Source organism: Deinococcus aquaticus (assembly GCF_028622095.1).
In the GTDB taxonomy this organism is placed as follows: Bacteria; Deinococcota; Deinococci; order Deinococcales; family Deinococcaceae; genus Deinococcus; species Deinococcus aquaticus.
Map to the genome: position 1 here is coordinate 2,677,332 of NZ_CP115165.1, position 19,260 is coordinate 2,696,591.

At 67.5% G+C, this 19,260-nt stretch carries 16 protein-coding genes; 7 read left to right on the plus strand and 9 right to left on the minus strand.

Annotation, left to right across the window (positions count from 1 at the left end; translation table 11 throughout):
- Window positions 1-18: 18 nt before the first annotated feature.
- Complete coding sequence (locus tag M8445_RS12985) at window positions 19-996, plus strand: tyrosine-type recombinase/integrase (RefSeq protein ID WP_273988243.1); 978 nt, start codon at window positions 19-21, stop codon at window positions 994-996.
- 166 nt (window positions 997-1,162) lie between these two features.
- Here M8445_RS12985 and M8445_RS12990 read toward each other — a convergent pair whose 3' ends face one another.
- Window positions 1,163-2,128, minus strand: a complete 966-nt coding sequence (locus M8445_RS12990) for a diacylglycerol/lipid kinase family protein (protein WP_273988245.1) — start codon at window positions 2,126-2,128, stop codon at window positions 1,163-1,165.
- Window positions 2,129-2,242: 114 nt separating this feature from the next.
- On the opposite strand from M8445_RS12990, the gene M8445_RS12995 reads away from it, so the two are divergent.
- The 3 genes from M8445_RS12995 to aspS all read left to right on the plus strand — a co-directional run bounded on the left by M8445_RS12995 (window position 2,243) and on the right by aspS (window position 5,850).
- A complete protein-coding gene (locus tag M8445_RS12995) occupies window positions 2,243-2,533 on the plus strand; it encodes an IPT/TIG domain-containing protein (RefSeq protein WP_337961598.1) in 291 nt (96 codons plus the stop codon).
- A 201-nt stretch (window positions 2,534-2,734) separates the two neighbouring features.
- Window positions 2,735-4,096 carry a histidine--tRNA ligase gene (gene hisS / locus M8445_RS13000; RefSeq protein ID WP_273988249.1) on the plus strand — a complete coding sequence of 454 codons (1,362 nt, stop codon included), beginning with the start codon at window positions 2,735-2,737 and terminating at the stop codon, window positions 4,094-4,096.
- Window positions 4,093-5,850 carry an aspartate--tRNA ligase gene (aspS, locus tag M8445_RS13005; protein WP_273988251.1) on the plus strand — a complete coding sequence of 586 codons (1,758 nt, stop codon included), beginning with the start codon at window positions 4,093-4,095 and terminating at the stop codon, window positions 5,848-5,850. The genes hisS and aspS overlap by 4 nt, the downstream gene beginning before the upstream one ends.
- A gap of 164 nt (window positions 5,851-6,014) precedes the next feature.
- Here aspS and M8445_RS13010 read toward each other — a convergent pair whose 3' ends face one another.
- The 7 genes from M8445_RS13010 to rho all read right to left on the minus strand — a co-directional run bounded on the left by M8445_RS13010 (window position 6,015) and on the right by rho (window position 12,436).
- On the minus strand, window positions 6,015-6,764 hold the full coding sequence (locus M8445_RS13010) for an alpha/beta fold hydrolase (RefSeq protein ID WP_273988252.1): 750 nt from the start codon (window positions 6,762-6,764) through the stop codon (window positions 6,015-6,017).
- Window positions 6,757-7,521, minus strand: coding sequence for an alpha/beta fold hydrolase (locus M8445_RS13015; protein WP_273988253.1), 765 nt, complete (start codon window positions 7,519-7,521; stop codon window positions 6,757-6,759). Before M8445_RS13015 ends, M8445_RS13010 begins: the two co-directional genes overlap by 8 nt.
- A 206-nt stretch (window positions 7,522-7,727) precedes the next feature.
- On the minus strand, window positions 7,728-8,333 hold the full coding sequence (gene pdxT, locus M8445_RS13020) for a pyridoxal 5'-phosphate synthase glutaminase subunit PdxT (protein ID WP_273988255.1): 606 nt from the start codon (window positions 8,331-8,333) through the stop codon (window positions 7,728-7,730).
- A 3-nt stretch (window positions 8,334-8,336) separates the two neighbouring features.
- The gene (gene pdxS, locus M8445_RS13025) at window positions 8,337-9,227 is read right to left on the minus strand and encodes a pyridoxal 5'-phosphate synthase lyase subunit PdxS (RefSeq protein WP_273988256.1); all 891 of its coding nucleotides are present in this window, start codon (window positions 9,225-9,227) and stop codon (window positions 8,337-8,339) included.
- A 113-nt stretch (window positions 9,228-9,340) separates the two neighbouring features.
- Window positions 9,341-9,772 carry a response regulator gene (locus M8445_RS13030; protein ID WP_273988258.1) on the minus strand — a complete coding sequence of 144 codons (432 nt, stop codon included), beginning with the start codon at window positions 9,770-9,772 and terminating at the stop codon, window positions 9,341-9,343.
- Entirely contained in the window at window positions 9,769-11,127 is a 1,359-nt protein-coding gene (locus tag M8445_RS13035) for a peptidoglycan DD-metalloendopeptidase family protein (RefSeq protein ID WP_273988259.1), read from the minus strand. The genes M8445_RS13030 and M8445_RS13035 overlap by 4 nt, the downstream gene beginning before the upstream one ends.
- A gap of 31 nt (window positions 11,128-11,158) precedes the next feature.
- Window positions 11,159-12,436, minus strand: coding sequence for a transcription termination factor Rho (gene rho, locus M8445_RS13040; RefSeq protein ID WP_273988260.1), 1,278 nt, complete (start codon window positions 12,434-12,436; stop codon window positions 11,159-11,161).
- A gap of 625 nt (window positions 12,437-13,061) precedes the next feature.
- On the opposite strand from rho, the gene M8445_RS13045 reads away from it, so the two are divergent.
- Together M8445_RS13045 and ileS are read left to right on the plus strand one after the other, a co-directional pair.
- Entirely contained in the window at window positions 13,062-13,406 is a 345-nt protein-coding gene (locus tag M8445_RS13045) for a DHCW motif cupin fold protein (protein WP_273988261.1), read from the plus strand.
- A gap of 202 nt (window positions 13,407-13,608) precedes the next feature.
- A complete protein-coding gene (gene ileS, locus M8445_RS13050; protein WP_273988262.1) occupies window positions 13,609-16,788 on the plus strand; it encodes an isoleucine--tRNA ligase in 3,180 nt (1,059 codons plus the stop codon).
- A 116-nt stretch (window positions 16,789-16,904) separates the two neighbouring features.
- On the opposite strand, the gene M8445_RS13055 is transcribed toward ileS, so the two are convergent.
- Complete coding sequence (locus tag M8445_RS13055) at window positions 16,905-17,750, minus strand: DegV family protein (RefSeq protein WP_273988263.1); 846 nt, start codon at window positions 17,748-17,750, stop codon at window positions 16,905-16,907.
- Between the two features lie 223 nt (window positions 17,751-17,973).
- Between M8445_RS13055 and bshA the strand changes: the two genes are divergently transcribed.
- Window positions 17,974-19,104, plus strand: coding sequence for an N-acetyl-alpha-D-glucosaminyl L-malate synthase BshA (gene bshA / locus M8445_RS13060; protein WP_273988265.1), 1,131 nt, complete (start codon window positions 17,974-17,976; stop codon window positions 19,102-19,104).
- Window positions 19,105-19,260: the final 156 nt, after the last annotated feature.

The following is a 19,260-nucleotide window of genomic DNA, read 5'->3' on the forward strand; positions in this document are numbered from 1 at the left end:
TGTTATCATCGGCTCACCATGACCCAGAGCATCCAGGCTTTCACCAGTGACCGCCTCGCCCAGGCCCGCGCTCTTGCCGGGCTGACCGATGAGGCCCTGCGCGTCCGGGCGATCACCGCCGCGCGCGACAAGTCTGCCGGTGACCTGTGGGCGCTCACGCTGGCTTACCTCAGCAGCGATACCAGCGCGGGTGTGAAACTCAGCGTGCACACCCTGCGCGCCTACCGTAAGGGCGTGGAGGTGCTGGTCGAGCACGCAGGCGCGAACGCCTGGAATCTGTTGCACCCGGGGCGGCGGGAGCCGTCGCTGTTCGTGGCCTCTCTGACCGCGTCGGGTCTGAAGCCGGCGACGGTGCAGGCGCGGGTGGCAGCGGCGGGCGCGCTGTACCGGGCGCTGCGCTGGGCGGGCGCGACGGACGCCGATCCGTTTGCGGACGTGAAGCGCCCGAAGGACCGGACGAAGGGTGTGGTGAAGAACCCGCCGTACCGGGCGGATTTCGTGCAGGCGATGCTGGCGGAGGCGGACGTGCAGGAGCAGGTGCTGCTGCTGCTGTTGACGCATGCGGGCCTGCGGATCGCGGAGGCGCTGGCGGTCGAGTGGGAGCACGTGGATCTGGGGCGGCGTCGGCTACTGGTCGCGCACGGCAAGGGTGACAAGGCGAGGATCGTGCCGCTGAGTGCGCGACTGCGGGAGGCGCTCTCGGCGTTGCAGGACGGGCGGGTGGCCGCGCCGGGGTCGGGTGGGCGGTTGCTGTCGTTCCGGGCGTACTCGACGGCGTACGAGCGGTTGCAGCGGCTGGCGCTGCGCTGCGGCATGGCGCAGGAGTTCCGGGGGTTCCATGCGGGCCGGAAGTATGCGGGCACGCAGTTGTACGCGGCCGTCAAGGATTTCACGCGGGTGGCGGGGTTCCTGGGGCATGAGCAGGTGGACACGACGCGGCGGTACGTGGAGTTGCCGGAGGATGATCTGGATGATGTGGTCGAGGGGTTCCGTTAGGAAATTTCCGGCTGGGGTGTTACCCCTCAGCGTGGCGCGCTGGCCCCTTCCTGGCCTTCCTGTGCGCCCGCGTGTTTTTGTGCATGCTGGACGCCGTTTTTCTACTCACAGTAAATGACCGCCCGGACATCAGCCTGGGCGGTCATAGATACTCCGGAACGAGGGCTCAGGTTTCCAGGTCGTCGCGTTTGGCCTGCGTCAGGAACCGGATGGCGCCGGGCAGGATGCGGGCATTGAACGGGGTCGTCTCGACGTGCAGTTCCCCGTCGTACTGAAGCGGGAACGGCTCGGCCGCGTCCACGGTCACGCTACGTGCCTCGATGGTTTCGAGGTTCCCGCTGAACATGGGGTCGCCGAGGTTCAGTTTGGCGCGCACCGAGTCGATCAGGTTGGGCAGCAGGCGCACGAGATTCCCGGCTTTCATCAGGATGACCGTGAAACGGCCGTCGCTGGGGCTGATGTCGCTGGTGATCGGCAGGCGGTAGTTGGCCATGCCGAAGTTGGCGATCATGACGCCGATTCCCTCGAATTCGCGTTTCTCGCCGTCGATGGTCAGGTGGAAGGTGGTCTTCTTGGGGTTGAGCTGTTTCATGGCGCTCATGACGTACGCCATGGCCCCGAAGCGCCCCTTGAGTTCCTCGCTGTCCTTGATCATGGTGGCGTCGGCGCCGGCGCCAGCCAGCATGCAGAAGCCGGTCATTTCGCCTTTCACTTCGATCTCGCCCATGTCGAGGCGCAGGCTGTGACCCTCACGCACGACGTCTGCGAGGGCGGCGGCGTCGGTGGGCAGGTCGAGGTTCTGCGCGATCAGGTTGGCGGTCCCGGCGGGGAAGGCCAGCATGGGGACGTTCTTGTAGCGCGCGGCGTACGCGAGGCTGCTGACGGTGCCGTCCCCACCGGCGCCGACGAGGTACGTGAAGGTCTCGATGTCCTGAACGTAGTCGGCCATGGGGGTGTCTTTCTGAAGTTCGCGTTCCGTCACCTCGGCGCCGGCCCCACGGAGCAGCTGAATGAATTCAGGCAGTTCGCTGTCTCCGCTGCCGCTTTTGGGATTGAATACCACGAGCACGCGTTTCCCGGTGAGGGTGGGGGCGCTGGGGTCTCCGCTGGGGGTGGGTGGGGTGGCAGTCATCAAATGCATTAGACTGCCGGTACGGAGGCTTTGGCTATGCTGCGTTTCTTGGTGACTTCTTTACTGTTAACGGGTGTTCTGGCTTCATGCGCTCCAGCCCAGCAGGGCTCGCGCATGGTGACGGTCACTCCCATGTTGATCAAGGTGTCGGGCGCCGCCGCGCGCGGCGCGACCGTCACCGTTCAGGGGCGCTACCTGGGTGGTCCGACGACCGGTCAGGTGCGCCTGGGGGCCGATGAGGACGGCAAGGGCGGCTACGTGTTCCCCGCGTCGGCCGTGCGGTCCTGGACGGACAGCGAGATCGTGCTGACCATCCCGGCCGACGCGCCGGTCGGCGGCAGCTGGCTGTTCGTGGAGGTGGCCGGGAAGCAGTCGACCGGGCTGCCGTACAGCGTTCAGCAGTAATACGGACTCCGGGAGTTCGTATAACCCGTGTCCGGCGCTGGCCGGGGCGTGAAGGCAAGGTGGGGGCGGTCCGTTTCGGCGGGCCGCCCTCTCCCCTGTTGCTCTGCCAGCGGGGCGGGGTGCCGGGCCGTGCTGACTGGTGATTTTTGCCGTGCCGCGCGGCGGAGGCGTGAGGAGTGAATGCTGTAAACTCCTTTGGTTATGGCGATTAAGCGCCCCAAGGGCACAGAAGACCACCTGCCGGCCGGCAGTCCGAAACTCACGCTGGACGTTTCGGCGCAGGCGCACGGCTGGGTGGTAGAGACCGCGCGGCGCGTGCTGGAACGCGCGGGCGCGCAGCGGATCGACACGCCGCTGTTCGAGGAGGCCGACCTCGTCAAGCGCGGCGTGGGCGGTAGTACCGACATCGTCCGCAAGGAGATGTTCACGGTGTACTACTTCGGGGATCACGGCGGGTACATCCTGCGGCCCGAGGGCACGGCCAGTATCGTGCGGGCGTTCCTGCAGAACGGCCTCAAGCAACTGCCGTCTCCGCTGAAACTCTGGACGCACGGCCCGATGTTCCGCGCCGAGCGGCAGCAGCGCGGGCGGCTGCGGCAGTTTCATCAGGTGGATTACGAGGTGCTGGGCGGCTCGGACGCACTGGTGGACGCCGAGGCCATCGCCCTGATGGTGGGCGTGGTTCGCGAACTGGGCCTGACGGGCGTGCGCGTGAAACTGGGTAGTATCGGCGACCCGGAGGACCGCGAGGCGTACAACACGTACCTGCGCGACCTGTTCACGCCGCACCTGGAGCGCCTGGGCGACGATTCCCGCGACCGCCTGACCCGCAACCCCATGCGGATCCTGGACAGCAAGAGTGAGGACGACCAGACCCTGATCGCCGAGTTGAGCGTGAAACCCATGCTGGACTTCCTGGGCGAGGAGGCCCGCGCGAACTTCGACGCTGTGCAGGGCTACCTGCGCGACTGGGGCGTGGAATTCGATGTGGACCCCAGCATCGTGCGCGGCCTGGACTACTACCGCCGCACCGCCTGGGAGTTGCACCATGAGGGCGTCGGCGCGAAATCCGCGCTGGGCGGCGGGGGCCGGTACGACGGACTGGCCGAGCAGATCGGCGCGCAGGCCGTGCCGGGCATCGGCTGGGCGTTCGGCGTGGAACGGCTGCTGATCGCGCTGGAAGCCGAGGGGCACCCGCTGCCCGCCCAGGCCGGGCCGGTCGTGTACGTCGCGGCGCTGGAAGACAGCCTCGTGCCGGCGGCGGCCGCCGCCGCCCTGGCCGCACGTACAGCAGTGCGGGCTGAATTCGCGTACCGCTCCCTGAAACCCGGGAACGCCTTCCGGGACGCCGAGCGGCGCGGCGCCCTGTTCGCAGGCCTGATCGGGTCCGAGGAAGCCGCCGCCGGAACCGTGCAACTCAAGAATCTCCGTAGCGCCGAGCAGTTCACGGTGATGCTCTGCGACCTGCCCGCCTTCCTCGCCGCGCAGGAGCAGGCCCACCTCGACCCCACGCTCAACAGCCCCGCGCACCCTGCAAACCCCGTGATTCTGGAGAACGAATGAAACGCACCGCCCTGATCGGCCACCTGAACGAAACGCACGCCCACCAGACCGTCACGTTGCAGGGCTGGGTGAACCGCCGCCGCGACCTGGGCGGCCTGATCTTCCTGGAACTGCGGGACCGCAGCGGACTGGTACAAGTGCAGGTCGAACCCGACTCGGCCGCCTTCACGGACGCCGACCGTCTGCGCGCCGAGTACGTCGCGGAGATCGAGGGGACCTACCAGCCCCGCCCGGAAGGGCAGCGCAAGGGCGGTGCGGCCGACTACGAGGTCATCGCGTCGCGCGTGCGCGTCCTGAACACCGCCAAGACCCCTCCCTTCGAACTGGAGAAAGGTGAGAGCGTCTCCGAGGACATCCGCCTGAAGTTCCGGTACCTGGACCTGCGCCGCCCCGAGATGCAGCGCAACCTGATGCTGCGCAGCCGCGCCGTGGCGGCCGTCACGGCGTACCTGGACCGCGAGGGCTTCGTGCAGGTCGAGACGCCCATGCTGACCAAGTCCACGCCCGAGGGTGCGCGGGACTTCCTGGTCCCCAGCCGCCAGAACCCCGGTGAGTTCTACGCGCTGCCGCAGAGTCCGCAGCTGTTCAAACAGATGCTGATGATCGCCGGGTACGACCGCTACTACCAGCTGGCCCGCTGCTTCCGCGACGAGGACCTGCGCGCCGACCGCCAGCCGGACTTCACGCAGCTGGACATGGAAATGAGCTTCGTGGAACAGGACGACGTTCTGGAAACGCAGGAGCAGCTGATGGCGCACGTGTTCCGTGAGACGCTGGGCGTGGAACTGCCCGTGCCGTTCCCGCGCCTCCCGTACTTCGACGCCATGAACGACTACGGCAGCGACAAACCCGACCTGCGTTTCGACCACAAGTTCGTGGACGTGACGGACCTGTTCCAAGGGGGCGAGTTCAAGGCTTTCGCGGAGGCGCAGACGGTCAAGGTCATCGCCGCGCCGGAACTGACCCGCAAGCAGATCGACGAACTCGAACGGGTCGCCAAGCAGAACGGTGCGCGCGGCCTCGCGTGGCTGAGGCGCGACGGCGACGGCTTCACGGGCGGCGTCAGCAAGTTCGTGACCGCCCAGACAGCCGAACTGCTGTCCCGCACCGGCGTCGGCCAGGGCGGCACGCTGCTGTTCGCCGCCGGAGACTGGAAGAAGGCCGTGTCGGCCCTGGGTGCCGTGCGCCTCGCCCTACGCGACCTGTTCGACCTCACGAAAGGCGGCCCGCAGTTCCACGTGTCCTGGGTCACGGACTTCCCGCAACTGGAATTCGATGAAGACAGCGGCACTTGGACGTACATGCACCACCCCTTCACTGCGCCCCACCCCGACGACGTGGCCCTGTTCGGCACGGACCGCCAGGGCGAGATCCGTGCCCAGGCATACGATCTGGTCCTCAACGGCTTCGAGGTCGGCGGCGGCAGCGTCCGAATTCACGATCCGGCCGTGCAGGCCCAGATGTTCCAGGCGATCGGTTTCAGCGCCGAGCAGGCCCGCGAGAAATTCGGGTTCTTCATGGACGCCCTCGAGTACGGCACGCCCCCGCACGGCGGCATCGCCTGGGGCTTCGATCGCCTGATCATGGTCATGAGCGGCGCGGGCAGCATCCGCGAGGTCATCGCCTTCCCCAAGAACAACCGTGGCGCAGACCTGCTCGCCCTGGCGCCCTCCCCCGTCGACGCAGCGCAACTCTCGGAAGTAGGCCTGGAAGTCACATCGCCCGCCGTAGCCGAAGCACCTGCCCCGGAGTAACCGGTTGAAGTGAAGGGAGGAGGGTCGTGCTTATCCACGACCCTCCTCCCTGTCTGTTTTGGCCCCTGGAAGCTACAGATATGCCGCGGTAAGTGAAATGATTCACGATTTTGCTATTTCGTGAAAAGAGTAGCCTCCTCTACTTAGTTCGCTGTTTTGTCCTGTCAAAGCCCCTGCTGCCGCAGGAATTCAAGCGTGAAACTCGCCACTGCTTTCGGGTGCGTGTCCGTCAGGCCATGCGGCGCGCCCGGAATCTGGCGGATCACTGCGTCCGGAATATCCGACTGAATACGCCTGACCGTCCACGAACGGATCACCAGATCCGACAGGCCGTCCAGCAGCAGGGTCGGCACGGTCACGCGGCCCAGCAGCGGGCCGGTCATGTGGTCCTCCTGATCGCGGGCAAGTTTGACCATGCGCCGCACCCCGCAGTGCACGTACGCTTTCAGGCCCGGCATCAACAGGCCCGGACGCTCGAGTGGCAGGTCTCTCAGCAACCGCAGCAGTTGCATGCGCACGCTGGGGTTCTCCGGAATTCCGGTGGGCGCGCAGGCGATCAGGGCGCTGCTCAGGTGCGGGTAGCGCGCCGCGAGGTCGATGATCACCTCCCCGCCTAGCGAGTGCCCCAGCAGCGGCACGCCCTGGAGGTTCAGGCGGGTCAGCCAGGCGGCCAGGTGATCCGTCAGATGCGAGATGCACACCGGGTAGTGACGGACTCCCTCGCTGTACCCGTGACCGGGCGGGTCGTACACGAAGACCCGTCGTTCGCGGGCCAGTTCCCGCGCCAGCCGTGCGTACATCCACGACGCGCACCCCAGGCCAGGCACGATCACGACCGGCTGGCCCTGGCCGCGCACCCAGGCGTGCGTGCTCAGGCCATTCACCGGCACCACCAACGAGTGTCCGTCAGTCATGCCGGACCTCAGCCTGCCCGTGCGGTGCGGGCGCGGTCTCTGCTATGAAGTCCAGCAGTAACCTGTTGAACCGCTGCGGGGCATCCACCATCACGATGTGCCCGGCCCGCTCAATCACTTCCAGGCGGGAGCCGGGCAGAGCCTCCCGCAGCAGTTGCCCCAGCGTCAGCGGTACCAGTACGTCCCGTTCGCCCCAGATGATCAGTGTGCGCGCCCGGATCAGGGGCAGGCTGTCTTGCACCGAGTCGTTCAGCAGGTCCACGGCGTTCCGCCACAGGTTCAGCGGTCCGGCGCGCACGGCGTCCGTCAGGACCCGCGTCAGGAACCGCTTGCGACCGATCAGTGCCGCGCGGGGCAGGTGCAGCGCCGTCCGGTACGCCTGCGAGCGCAGCAGTCCGCTGGCGCACACCAGCACCAGATTCCGCACGCGGTCCGGGGCCAGGGCCGCCACGTGCATGCTGATGTGCCCGCCCATGGAGTGGCCCACCAGTGTCACGTCGCGCAGGTTCTCGGCGTCCATCCACGCGGCCACGAGGGCCGCCATGTCACGCACGCTCAGGGACCGCTGTCGGCGTGCATGCCCGTAGCCGCTGAGTTCCAGCGAGTACACCCGCGAATGCGCCCGCAGCGCGGGAATGTTGTACCGCCACCAGCCGCGCGAGCCGCTCAGACCGTGAATCAGCACGACGGGCGGCCCTTCCCCACTGGCGGTGACGTGCAGGGACCGGCCGTCCTGCTGGAAGGTGCTTGAACTCACCAGCGCAGCATAGGCGAGGCGGCCGGGTGGGGTGTTACGACGACCTTACGGTTCAGGCGTGGGAATCATGCTGGGTTGCGTAAAAAGTGAAAGTATTCACGATTTATCCGACTCGTGAAGGATTTGTCTGGTCCTAATTGGGCCCTTCCAAATGTTCAGGGGGAGAGAACGAGAAATCCGTTCCCTCCCCCTGCTGGCAGGCTCTCTCAGACCGTGACGACCGGCGCGGCGCACTGACCGGCAAACATCGCGTGCAGGCGCACGTCGGGAGTCAATTCCGGGTGGAAAGCAGTGGCCGTCACGCGGCCCGAGCGGACCATCACGGCCTGCTCTCCGTACGACGCCAGCACTTCCACACCCTCTCCCACACGGGTGAAGGCGGGGGCACGGATGAACACAGCCGCGAATCCGTTATTCAGGCCGCGCACGGGCAGGTCGGTGGTGAACGAGTCGATCTGCCGTCCGAAGGCGTTGCGCTGCACGGTCACGTCCAGCAGGTTCAGGCTGTCCTGCCGCCCGAACTGCGGGGGCGCGCCCTGCACCTCGCGGGACAGCAGGATCGCACCGGCGCAGGTACCCCACAGGTGCCCGCCCGCCGCGTGGAAGGCCCGGACGGGCTCCCACAGGGCGTACTCGGTCATCAGGCGGGCCATGGTGGTGCTCTCCCCTCCCGGCAGGATCAGGCCGGACAGGCCGTGCAGGTCGCTGCCCAGGCGGACTTCCGTGACCGCCACGCCCAGGCTCTCCAGGCGCTGGCGGTGCTCACGGAACGCGCCCTGCAGGGCCAGCACGCCGATGCGGGGCGCACTCACGGCTTACCAGCCCCGGCTGGCGAGACGCTCGGCCGGGATCAGGTCATCAATGTTGATGCCGGTCATGGGCGCGCCCAGGTCCTCGCTGATCTCGGCCAAGATGTCGGCGTTCTGGTAGTGCGTGACGGCCTTCACGATGGCCTGCGCGCGGCGCTCCGGATTGTCGCTCTTGAAGATGCCGCTGCCGACGAACACGCCGTCAAGGCCCAGGTGCATCATCAGGGCGGCGTCGGCGGGCGTGGCGATGCCACCGGCAGCGAAGTTCACGACCGGCAGTTTGCCGTGCTCGTGCACGTACCGCACCAGTTCGTAAGGGGCCTGGAGGTCGCGGGCGACGGTCATCAGTTCCTCGGCGGGGCGGGACTGGATGGCGCGGATCTCGCCCAGGACGGTGCGGGCGTGACGAACAGCCTCGACGACGTTACCGGTACCGGCCTCGCCCTTGGTGCGGATCATGCTGGCGCCCTCGCCCACGCGGCGCAGGGCCTCGCCGAGGTTCTTGGCGCCGCAGACGAACGGGACCTTGAAGTCGTGCTTGAGGATGTGGAACTGGTCGTCGGCGGGGGTCAGGACTTCGGACTCGTCGATGAAGTCCACGCCGAGTGCCTGGAGGATGTTCGCTTCCACGATGTGCCCGATGCGGACCTTGGCCATGACGGGGATGGTCACGGCAGCGATGATTTCCTTGATCATCTTGGGGTCGCTCATGCGGGCCACGCCGCCGTCCTGGCGGATGTCGGCGGGGACGCGTTCGAGGGCCATCACGGCGGTCGCGCCGGCGGCCTCGGCGATGCGGGCCTGCTCGGCGGTCACGACGTCCATGATGACGCCGCCCTTGAACATTTCTGCGAAGCCCTGCTTCAGGGCGGGAGTGCCGGTGTTCGCTTCGGTCATGCCCAGACCATAGGACGAATCTGACCCCAGGGGAAGGGTCAGATTCAGGGAGTGGGTGGGGTCAGATTGGAAAAGCTCCCGATAGGTTGATCGGGCAGCCCAGGTGGGCGGGGTCAGCCGTGCAGTTGCTCCCAGCGCATCCGAACGCGCTCAATCACCTCGACCAGCTGCGACGGACGGAACGGTTTCACGAGGTAATCCGACAGCACGCCGTCGCCCAGTTCCGGCATGACGGACGGGCGGGCCAGTCCGGACAGGAACACCACAGGTGGCAGCGGCGAGGCCGTCGCGGGGTCGGCGGCGTTGTCCGCGCGGCGCTGCTCGGCCATGCGGCGCACCGTGTCGAACCCGTCCCAGGGCGTCATCAGGACGTCCATGACGATCACCTCAACCGGCGCGGCCTTCAGCTGCCTCAGGGCGGCCGGGCCGCTGGCCGCCGCCGTCACGTGAAACCCCTGCATGGACAGCGTCAGGTCCAGCAGTTCCAGGATCTGCTCCTCGTCATCCACGACCAGCAGGTGCAGACGCGGCCCGGCGAGCGTCACGGCAGCATGCCCAGCGGGTCCACCTGACGCCCGCCGATCCGTACCTCGAAATGCAGGTGCGGGCCGGTGCAGACGCCGGTGCAGCCGATGTACCCCAGCAGTTGCCCCTGGCCCACGCGCTGGCCAGCCGAGACGGCCGTGCGGCTCATGTGACCGTAGATGATGGTGCTGTCACCATCGGTGGTGTAGACGTTCAGGCCGAACGCCCCGTAACGGCTTTCGGTGACGGTCCCGGCGGACGCCGAGTAGATGGGCGTGCCGTACGGAGCGGCGAAGTCCACGCCGCCGTGGAATACCTGCTGGTGAAACGCGATGTCCCGCTCCGCGAAGCGGCTGGTAATGCGGTACGAACGCATCGGCCACGCCAGCCCGGAGCGGGACGACGCGCCGCTGCTGGCAGCTGCCACGGCACTCTGACGGGTCTGCGCGGCGCGGGCCTGGGTCTGGCGGGCGCGGCTGGCCGCCTGGGCCGCCTCGTACTGCGCCTGCCGTTCGTAGGCGGCGACGCGGGCCTGCCGCTCCGGGCTGCTCTTCCAGGCGAGGTACTCCTCGTACTTCTCCTGCGCGGCGTACCTGGCTTCCAGGCGCTCGCGGGCCCGCTGCTTCTTCTGCGCGAGGTAGGCGTCGTAGCGGCGCTGTCGTTCGGCGGCCAGGGCAGCCTGACGCTCGGCCTCGCGCTTCTTCGCCAGGGTCTCCACGAAGCTCTCGGCGCGGATGCCCGGCAGCAGCAACAGGTCGCCCACCTGCAACTCGGTGGGCAGGGCGTCGTTGGCGCGGGCGGTTTCCACGATGTCCGCACCGTACCCGGCGATCAGGGACAGCGCCGACTGGCCGGGCTTGATGCGCACCAGCAGGCCCGTTTCACCGGTGGGGACGTTCAGGACCGCTCCGGCGTTCAGGTCGTCCAGGCTGTTGCGGTTCAGGTTGAGGCTCAGCAGGTCCACCAGCGTGATGCCGAAGCGGGCCGCCACGCGCGCCATGGTGTCGCCGGGGCGCACGACGTACCGTTCGACCGTGGCGGGCCGCTGGGGACGCCGGGTCAGGTCGCGGTCCGCGAGGGTCACGCGCACGTACCGCAGGCCCTTGCGGGTGGCGCTTACCTTCACGGCGGACGCCGGGACGCCGTAGCGCCGCGCGACTGCCGTGGCCGGCGTGGTCCCGTTCGTCAGGATGTCCAGCGTGCGGGGCGCGCGGTCCAGGGTCAGGTCGGCCGGGACCTGCAGGTTCGGTTGCAGCGGCAGGAGCAGCTGTTCGAGGGGCGTGGCCTGTTGGGCCTGGGCGGTCATGGCGGCACTCAGCAGTGCGCCGGTCACGGCGGCCCGGAAGGTCAGGCCGCGGGGAAAGGGAAAAGGCAAGTGTGAACTCCAGAGTCGAGAATAGACAACGTCAACCGCCGGCGAGGCCCTGCAGGAATTCGACGTTGTTCCGGGTTTTACCCATGCGGGACAGCAGCATTTCCATGGCGTCCGCCGGGTCCATATCGCTGATGACCTTACGCAGCAGCCACATTTTCTTGAGCACTTCGGGTTGTAGCAGCAGTTCCTCGCGGCGCGTGCCGGACTTCAGGATGTCCAGCGCCGGGAAGATGCGGCGTTCCTCGAGGCGGCGCGACAGCACGAGTTCCGCGTTGCCGGTGCCCTTGAATTCCTCGAAGATCACGTCGTCCATGCGGCTGCCCGTCTCGACGAGCGCGGTGGCCAGAATGGTCAGGCTGCCGCCCTCGCGGATGTTGCGGGCCGCGCCCAGGAAGCGTTTGGGCCAGTGCAGCGCGTTGCTGTCCAGACCGCCGGACAGGGTGCGGCCGGTGGGCGGCGTGACGAGGTTGTTCGCGCGGGCCAGTCGGGTGATGGAATCCAGCAGGATCACCACGTGCCCGCCTTCTTCCACGATGCGGCGGGCGCGTTCATGCACGAACTCCGCGACGCGCACGTGATGCTGCGGCGGCTCGTCGAAGGTGCTGGCGATGACCTGCGCGCCCTGCACGCTCTCGCGGAAGTCCGTGACTTCCTCCGGGCGCTCGTCGACCAGCAGGACCATCACGGTCACGTCCGGGTAGTTCTTGACGATGGAGTTCGCGATCTTCTTCAGCAGGGTGGTCTTCCCGGCCTTGGGCGGCGCGACGATCAGGGCGCGCTGGCCCCGCCCGATGGGCACCAGCAGGTCCACGACGCGCAGGCTCAGGCCGTCGTCCATGCTGGGGTCTTCCATGACCAGTTGCACCTCGGGGAAGGTGGGGGTCAGGTCGTCGAAGCGCGGGCGGCGCCGGGCCGTTTCGGGGTCCAGGCCGTTGACGGCTTCCACCTGCACCAGCGACCCGAAGCGTTCGTTCTCGCGGGGCTTGCGGGCCCGGCCGATGATCTCGTCACCGGTGCGCAGGTGAAACTGCTTGATCAGGCCGGCCGTGATGATCACAGTGCGGCTGTTGGGGTCGAGCAGGTCGGCCTGCAGGAAGCCGTACCCGTCGGCACTGATTTCCAGGAACCCGCGGGCCAGCAGTTGCCCCTCGGCGTCCGCCTGGTGCTCCATGATGGCCAGCGCCAGGGTGTCTTTTTTCAGTTTGCGGTAGTTCTCGATGCCGTACCCGGCGGCAATCAGGTGCAGTTCGGGCAGGATCTTCTGTTGAAGTTCGTGAAAGGGCAGGCCGGCGCGGGTGGGGTCACTCACTGCTTGACCTCACCCCCGGCAGCCAGTTCCCTGCGCGCGGCGCGGTCGGCGCGGCGCGGCCTGGTCATAGCAGTGTTGATAAAAAGTTCCATTAACGTTCTCCCTGACAGTGATTGTAAACACCTGCGGCCGCAGGTGGGCCACGCGCAGATCGGATGAGGAAGACGGTGAGGCGGATCGGTGCTCAGCATACCCCGCCCGGTACCGCGGCGCGCGGCACGTTGACCGGATCAGCCTGCCGCCCTACCATGAGGGGAGCCCCACACTGGGGTGAGACCATCACACTGCGAACGTGAGGACAGGCGGCCGGACACGGGGACGCACGAGCGAGTCAGGGACGGTGAGAGCCTGACGCACGTCACTCCCAGCCGACGATCACCTCCCGCGCTGACGGAAGAACCCCCCCGCACCGGGGGGCAGTAGACCCGTCCGGACGCCCCCCGACAGAGGGACCGTGCAACGAGGCTGCCCCGCAGGGGGCGGTGAAGTTGGGTGGTACCACGCACCCGCTCCCCCTCCGGGGCGGCGCGTCCCAGCACCGAATTCGTGCCCGTCTTCCCGGCGGGCGGACGAACGGACCGCTGAGACGCGCCGCCCCCTTTTCCTGCCCTCCGGAGGCCCCCGCATGCACCTGACCGACATTCCTTTCGGCGTGACCCACTGGCCGGACGTTCCCACCACCGAGCACCCGGGCGAGCGCGGCGTGGCGCGGTGGCGCACCCGGCAGTTCGGGGCCGGGCCGGGTGGACCAGTGCGCGTGCGGATGGTCGAGTACTCTGCCGGGTACCTCGCGGACCACTGGTGCCAGAAAGGGCACGTGCTGCTGGTCCTGACCGGGCAACTGGAAACCGAGTTGCAGGACGGGCGGACCTTCACGCTGCGGCCCGGCGACTCGTATCAGGTGGCCGACGGGGCCGAGGCGCACCGTTCCAGCACGCAGGAGGGGGCCACGCTGTTCATCGTGGACTGACGCCCCCCCCGCAGCCCCACTCACTCCCGCACCCGGAGGTGAACCCGTGACCCGCAACAGCCCAGGCAACCCGCACCCGGCACACCGTCTGCCCAGCCTGACAGCAGGCATTCCGGCGCGGGTGATCCCCGCCTCCTGACATCACAGACCCACTGACTCACCCGTGCACCCGACCCTCTTTCCCGTGTTTTCTGGAGTTCCGATGACCAACCCTCCCTTCAAGCCCGTTCAGGGCAACCCCAACTTCCCGGCCCTGGAGCAGGACACCCTGGCGTGGTGGCAGGACCGCCGCATCTTCGAGCGGTCGCTGGAGCAGACCAGCGGCGCGCAGACCTTCACGTTCTTCGAGGGGCCGCCCACCGCGAACGGGCAGCCCGGCGTGCACCACGTGCAGGCCCGCTCCTTCAAGGACCTGTTCCCGCGTTTCCGGACCATGCAGGGCTTCCACGTGCCGCGTAAGGCCGGGTGGGACACGCACGGCCTGCCGGTCGAGATCGGCGTCGAGAAGAAACTTGGCCTGAACAGCAAACGGGAAGTCGAGGCGTACGGCATCGATAAATTCAACGCCGAGTGCCGCGCCAGCGTGTTCGAGTACGAGGCCGAGTGGCGCAGGTTCACGGAACGCATGGGTTACTGGGTGGACCTGGACGACGCGTACATGACGCTGCACAAGGACTACATCGAGAGCATCTGGTGGAGCGTCAAGAACCTCGACCAGAAGGGCCTGCTGTACAAGGGCTTCCGCGTCGCGCCGTACTGCCCGAAGGACGGCACGACCCTGTCGAACGCCGAGGTCAGCGAGGGCTACAAGGACATCCAGGATCCGAGCGTGTACGTGCCGTTCGCCCTGAAGGACCCCGCCAGCCTGGGCCTGCCGGACGGCGCGGCGTTCCTGGTGTGGACGACCACCCCGTGGACCCTGCCGTACAACGTGGGCGTCGCCATTCACCCGGACTTCGAGTACGTGGCCGCGCGGGACAAGGAGGGCCGGGTGCTGATCCTGGCCGCCAGTCTGCGCGCCGAGGTGCTGAGCGAGGAGGCCGAGGTCGTGAAGACCTTCCGGGGCACCGAACTGGAACGCGTAACGTACGCGCCGCTGTTCACCGAGGCGTACGACGCCGAGGGGGAAGGCAAACCCGTGTGGATGTCGGGCCTGGACACCTACGTGTCCGACAGCGACGGCACGGGCATCGTGCACACCGCGCCCGCCTTCGGTGAGGACGACATGCGTCTGGCGCGGAACTACGGCTTCCCGGTGATCGTGGGCGTGGACGGCGAGGGCAAGCACCGCTTCGGGCCGTGGGCGGGCGTGTTCTTCCGGGACGCGAACAACGAGATCGTGCGCGACCTGCGCGCGCGCGGCCTGATGTGGAAGGAAAAGAACTTCCTGCACGCGTACCCGCACTGCTGGCGCTGCGGCACGCCGCTGATGTACTACGCGACCGAGTCCTGGTACCTGAACAACACCCGCCTGAAAGAGCGCCTGATCGAACTGAACCAGACCATCGACTGGCACCCCGCGCACATCCGCAACGGCCGTTACGGCGGGTGGCTGGAGAACCTGATCGACTGGAACCTGTCCCGCAGCCGCTACTGGGGCACGCCGATGCCCGTGTGGGAGTCCGAGGACGGCGAGTACCGCGTGGTCGGCAGTTACGCCGAACTGGCCGAGCTGAGCGGCCGCCCCGAACTGACGGGACCCGACTTCGACCCGCACCGGCCATTCGTGGACGACATCACCTTCGAGGACGGCGGCAAGACCTTCCGGCGCGTGCCGTACGTGATGGACGTCTGGTACGACAGCGGCAGCATGCCCTTCGCGCAGCACCACTACCCATTCGAGAACAAGGAGAAGTTCGAGAACGGGGGCTTCCCCGCCGACTTCATCGCGGAAGCCATCGACCAGACGCGCGGGTGGTTCAACAGCCTGCACCAGATCGGCACGATGGTGTTCGACTCCGTGGCGTACAAGAGCGTCATCTGCTCCGGGCACATCCTCGACGAGAAGGGCGCGAAGATGAGCAAGAGCAAGGGGAACGTCGTGAGCCCCTGGGACGTGTTCGAGCAGTACGGCGCGGACGCCGCCCGCTGGTACATGTACGTGAGCGCGCCACCCGAACTGAGCCGCCGCTTCGGCATGAACCTCGTGGGCGAGGCGTTCCGCAGTTACTTCCTGACGCTGTGGAACACGTACTCGTTCTTCGTGCTGTACGCGAACCTCGACCGGCCCGACCTGAACGCCGCGCCCGCTCCCGCAGACCGGCCCGAAGTGGACCGCTGGCTGCTGGCGAAAGTGCAGGCGCTGGTGGAGACCGTGACGGCCGCGCTGGAGAACTACGACCCGACCGGCGCGAGCCGCGCGCTTCAGGACTTCGTGACCGAGGACCTGAGCAACTGGTACGTGCGCCGTAACCGCAGGCGGTTCTGGGCTGGTGACGGCGAGGTGGACACGGCTGCCTACGCCACGCTGCATCACGCGCTGAAAACCGTGACGCTGCTGACTGCGCCGTTCACGCCGTTCCTGGCCGAGACGCTGTACCAGAACCTCGTGCGCAGCGTGGACGACAGCGCGCCCGAGAGCGTGCACCTTGCCACGTGGCCCGTGGTGGACGAGGCGCTGGCCGCGCCCGTGCTGGTAGGCGAGATGGACGCCGTGCTGCGCGTCGTGAGCCTGGGCCGCGCCGTGCGCGGACAGACCGGCATGCGCCAGCGCCAGCCGCTCCCGAAAGTCATGCTGCGCGCCCGCAGCGCCGAGCAGACGCAGGCCCTCGGGCGCTTCGCGGAGCAGATCAAGGAGGAACTGAACGTCAAGGAAGTCGAACTGATCGACCAGTTCACGGAACTCGTCAGTTACGTGCTGCGCCCGAACCTGCCCCTGCTCGGCAAGAAGTTCGGTAAGGCCGTCCCGCAGGTGCGCGCCGCGCTGCAGGCCGCCGACGCCAGCGAGATCGCCCGCTTCGTGCGCGACGGCAGACAGTTCGAGGTGACCTCGCCCACCGGTGAACGCTTCGAACTCGGGCCGGACGAGGTGCTCGTGGACGCCCAGTCCCCCGAGGGCTTCGCGGCGCAGGAGGAAGCCGGATACCTCGTCGCCTTCGACACGACCCTGACGCGCGAACTGGAACTGGAGGGCCTGGCCCGCGACCTCGTGCGCGGCGTGCAGGACGCCCGCAAGAAGGCCGGTTTCGAGGTGCAGGACCGCATCAGCCTGCACCTGAACCTGAGCGGCGACGCCCGCGCGGCCGCCGAAGTCTGGCAGGAGTACCTGATGAGCGAAACGCTCGCCGAGACGCTGGTGTTCGGAACGGCAGCCGGTTTCGAGGCGGAACTGGAAGGCGGAACGGCCTACCTGGAACGCCTGGAAACGACCAGCCACAACTGAGCAGGAACCCCTCTCACCACTGCGCAGAGTCGGGGTGAGGGGGGCATGGCAGACAGAGGGGCCGCGTCCAGTCGTGACGCGGCCCCTCCCCGGTTCTGTTCATCAACCCCGGGTGGTCAGCTCTCGACTGGGATAGCGGTGAACCCGTACGTGCCGGGGCCGACGTGCGCGCCGATGACGGGGCCCATGAGTTGAACGCGGCCTTTCTGGACGTTCAGTCCGCTGGTGGTCATGGCGTCGCGCAGGGCGTTGATGCGGGCGGTGTCGCGTCCGGCGTGCATGATGGTGACGCTCAGGGGCTTCGCGCCGAAGCGGTCGCGCAGGCTGGTCAGCATCTCGCTGGTCGCCTGATCGAGTTTGACGCGGCGCACGGCTTTCAGTTCACCCTGCTCGAAGTTCAGGATGGGCCGGACGGACATCACGTTGCCCAGGAAAGCCTGCGCGCGCCCGATGCGGCCGCTGCGGCGCAGGTACTCCAGGCTGGCGACGCTCAGTTCGGAGTGCATGAGGGTGCGCGCCGTGTGTACGGCCTGCGCCGCCGTTGCCAGGTCCGCGCCGGCCCAGATGGCGTCACGGGCGGCCATGACGGCTTCCGCGAGGGGACCGCTGGCGAGTTCGCTGTCGACCACCTGAATGCGGCTGGTCATACCGAGCGTCTCGGCGGCCTTCCGGGCGTTCCGGACGGTTTCGGACAGCTTGCCGGAAATGTGCACGCTCAGGATGCTGTCGTGCGTCTGGAGCAGGTCGCGGTAACGGGCGGCGAAGGTGTCGGCGCTGATGGGGGTGGTGGTGGCGCTGCCCCCGGCGCGCATGTGGTCGTACACGGCGTCCGGGTCGATTTCCTGCCAGTCCAGCAGGGTGCGGTCGTTCATCCGCACCTGAAGTGGGATGACCTGAATACCGAGTTGCCGGGCACTGTCAGGGTGCAGGTCGCAGGTGGAGTCGGTGACAACGGCAATCATATGTCTGTGTTCTAGTCGTTCCGGGGGCGGTACTCTGTGAGATTTCCGGCTTGCCGCCCGGCGGGGGGTCTTCATACACGGAACTGTCAGGTTTCTGTCCGGTAAACGGCGCGGAGCGGTGTGGGCTGGATGGCGTTCAGGGCGACGTTTGCGGCGGCGCTCCCCGTCTATACTCCGCAGTCATGAAGCATGAGAAACGCAGTCAGGTTCGCGGGCGGACGCGGTGAAGGTCGCGGTACTGTGTCACGCCAGCGCGGGGGGGTCCGGGGTGGTGGCCGCCGAGCTGGGATTACAGGTGGCCCGCGCGGGCCACGAGGTGCATTTCGTGGGGTCGGCGCAGCCGTTCCGGCTGGGCGGGCAGGGCGGCATGCACGGTCCGTACTTTCATCAGGTCAGCGCTTACGCGTACGCGCTGTTCGACCAGCCGTACCCGGAACTGGCGGCCGCGAACACCCTGACCGAGGTGATCCTGGAGCACGGCGTGGAGCTGTCTCACGCGCATTACGCCATTCCGCACGCCACGGCCGCCATTCACGCGCGGGCCATTTCGGGCCGCACGCGGGTCATGACCACGCTGCACGGCACGGACGTGACGCTGGTGGGTCTGGAACCCGCGTTCCGGCACACGACCCGGCACGCCATTCAGAAAAGCGATCACGTGACGGCCGTGTCGCGTTACCTCGCGCAGCACACGCAGGAGGTGTTCGGCCTGGACCGCGAGATCGAGGTGATTCATAACTTCGTGGACAGCGACCGCTTCGTGCGCGTGACGGACCCGGCGGTGCGGGCGCGGTTCGCGCATCCGGACGAGGCGCTGCTGGTACACGTCAGTAACTTCAGGCCCATCAAGCGTGCCGAGGACGTGGTGCAGGTGTTCGCGCGGGTGGCGAGCGAGATTCCGGCGCGGCTGCTGATGATCGGGGACGGCCCCGAACGGCCGCGCGTGTTCGAGCTGGCGCAGCAGCTGGGCGTGATCGGCCGCACGCACTTCCTGGGGTCGTTCCCGGATGTGGAGACGGTGCTGGGCATCAGCGACCTGTTCGTGCTGCCCAGCAGCCAGGAGAGCTTCGGGCTGGCGGCGCTGGAAGCCATGAGCTGCGAGGTCCCGGTCGTCGCGTCGAATGCGGGCGGCATTCCGGAGGTCGTGGAGCAGGGCGTGACTGGTTTCATGGCCGACGTGGGCGACGTGGACAGCATGGCGGACGCCGCCCTGAAGATCCTGCGGAACCGGGACCTGTACCTGCAGATGGGCGCGGCGGGCCGTCAGGCCGCGCTGACGAAATTCCATCAGAGTCAGATCGTGCCGCAGTACATCCGGGCGTACGAGCGCACGGTAATGGGCGCCCTGGCTTGAGGGAAGCGGCCGGGTGGGGGAAGAAGATCTTCCCTCCCTGGACATCATGTAGCACATGCAGTATAAGTGAATAGTTTCACGATCTGGATAGATCGTGAATGATTTGTTGATACTGGGAGCCAAGGCTGTTTGACCTGCTGAACGCATGATTCAGGG

What these genes read in the sequence shown, in the direction of transcription:
- hisS (WP_273988249.1), top strand. Translation starts at nt 2,735, where the DNA reads ATGGCGATTAAGCGCCCCAAGGGCACAGAAGACCACCTGCCGGCCGGC.
- M8445_RS13055 (WP_273988263.1), bottom strand. Translation starts at nt 17,750, where the DNA reads ATGATTGCCGTTGTCACCGACTCCACCTGCGACCTGCACCCTGACAGT.
- M8445_RS13045 (WP_273988261.1), top strand. Translation starts at nt 13,062, where the DNA reads ATGCACCTGACCGACATTCCTTTCGGCGTGACCCACTGGCCGGACGTT.
- ileS (WP_273988262.1), top strand. Translation starts at nt 13,609, where the DNA reads ATGACCAACCCTCCCTTCAAGCCCGTTCAGGGCAACCCCAACTTCCCG.
- M8445_RS12985 (WP_273988243.1), top strand. Translation starts at nt 19, where the DNA reads ATGACCCAGAGCATCCAGGCTTTCACCAGTGACCGCCTCGCCCAGGCC.
- M8445_RS12995 (WP_337961598.1), top strand. Translation starts at nt 2,243, where the DNA reads ATGGTGACGGTCACTCCCATGTTGATCAAGGTGTCGGGCGCCGCCGCG.
- aspS (WP_273988251.1), top strand. Translation starts at nt 4,093, where the DNA reads ATGAAACGCACCGCCCTGATCGGCCACCTGAACGAAACGCACGCCCAC.
- pdxS (WP_273988256.1), bottom strand. Translation starts at nt 9,227, where the DNA reads ATGACCGAAGCGAACACCGGCACTCCCGCCCTGAAGCAGGGCTTCGCA.
- M8445_RS13010 (WP_273988252.1), bottom strand. Translation starts at nt 6,764, where the DNA reads ATGACTGACGGACACTCGTTGGTGGTGCCGGTGAATGGCCTGAGCACG.
- M8445_RS12990 (WP_273988245.1), bottom strand. Translation starts at nt 2,128, where the DNA reads ATGACTGCCACCCCACCCACCCCCAGCGGAGACCCCAGCGCCCCCACC.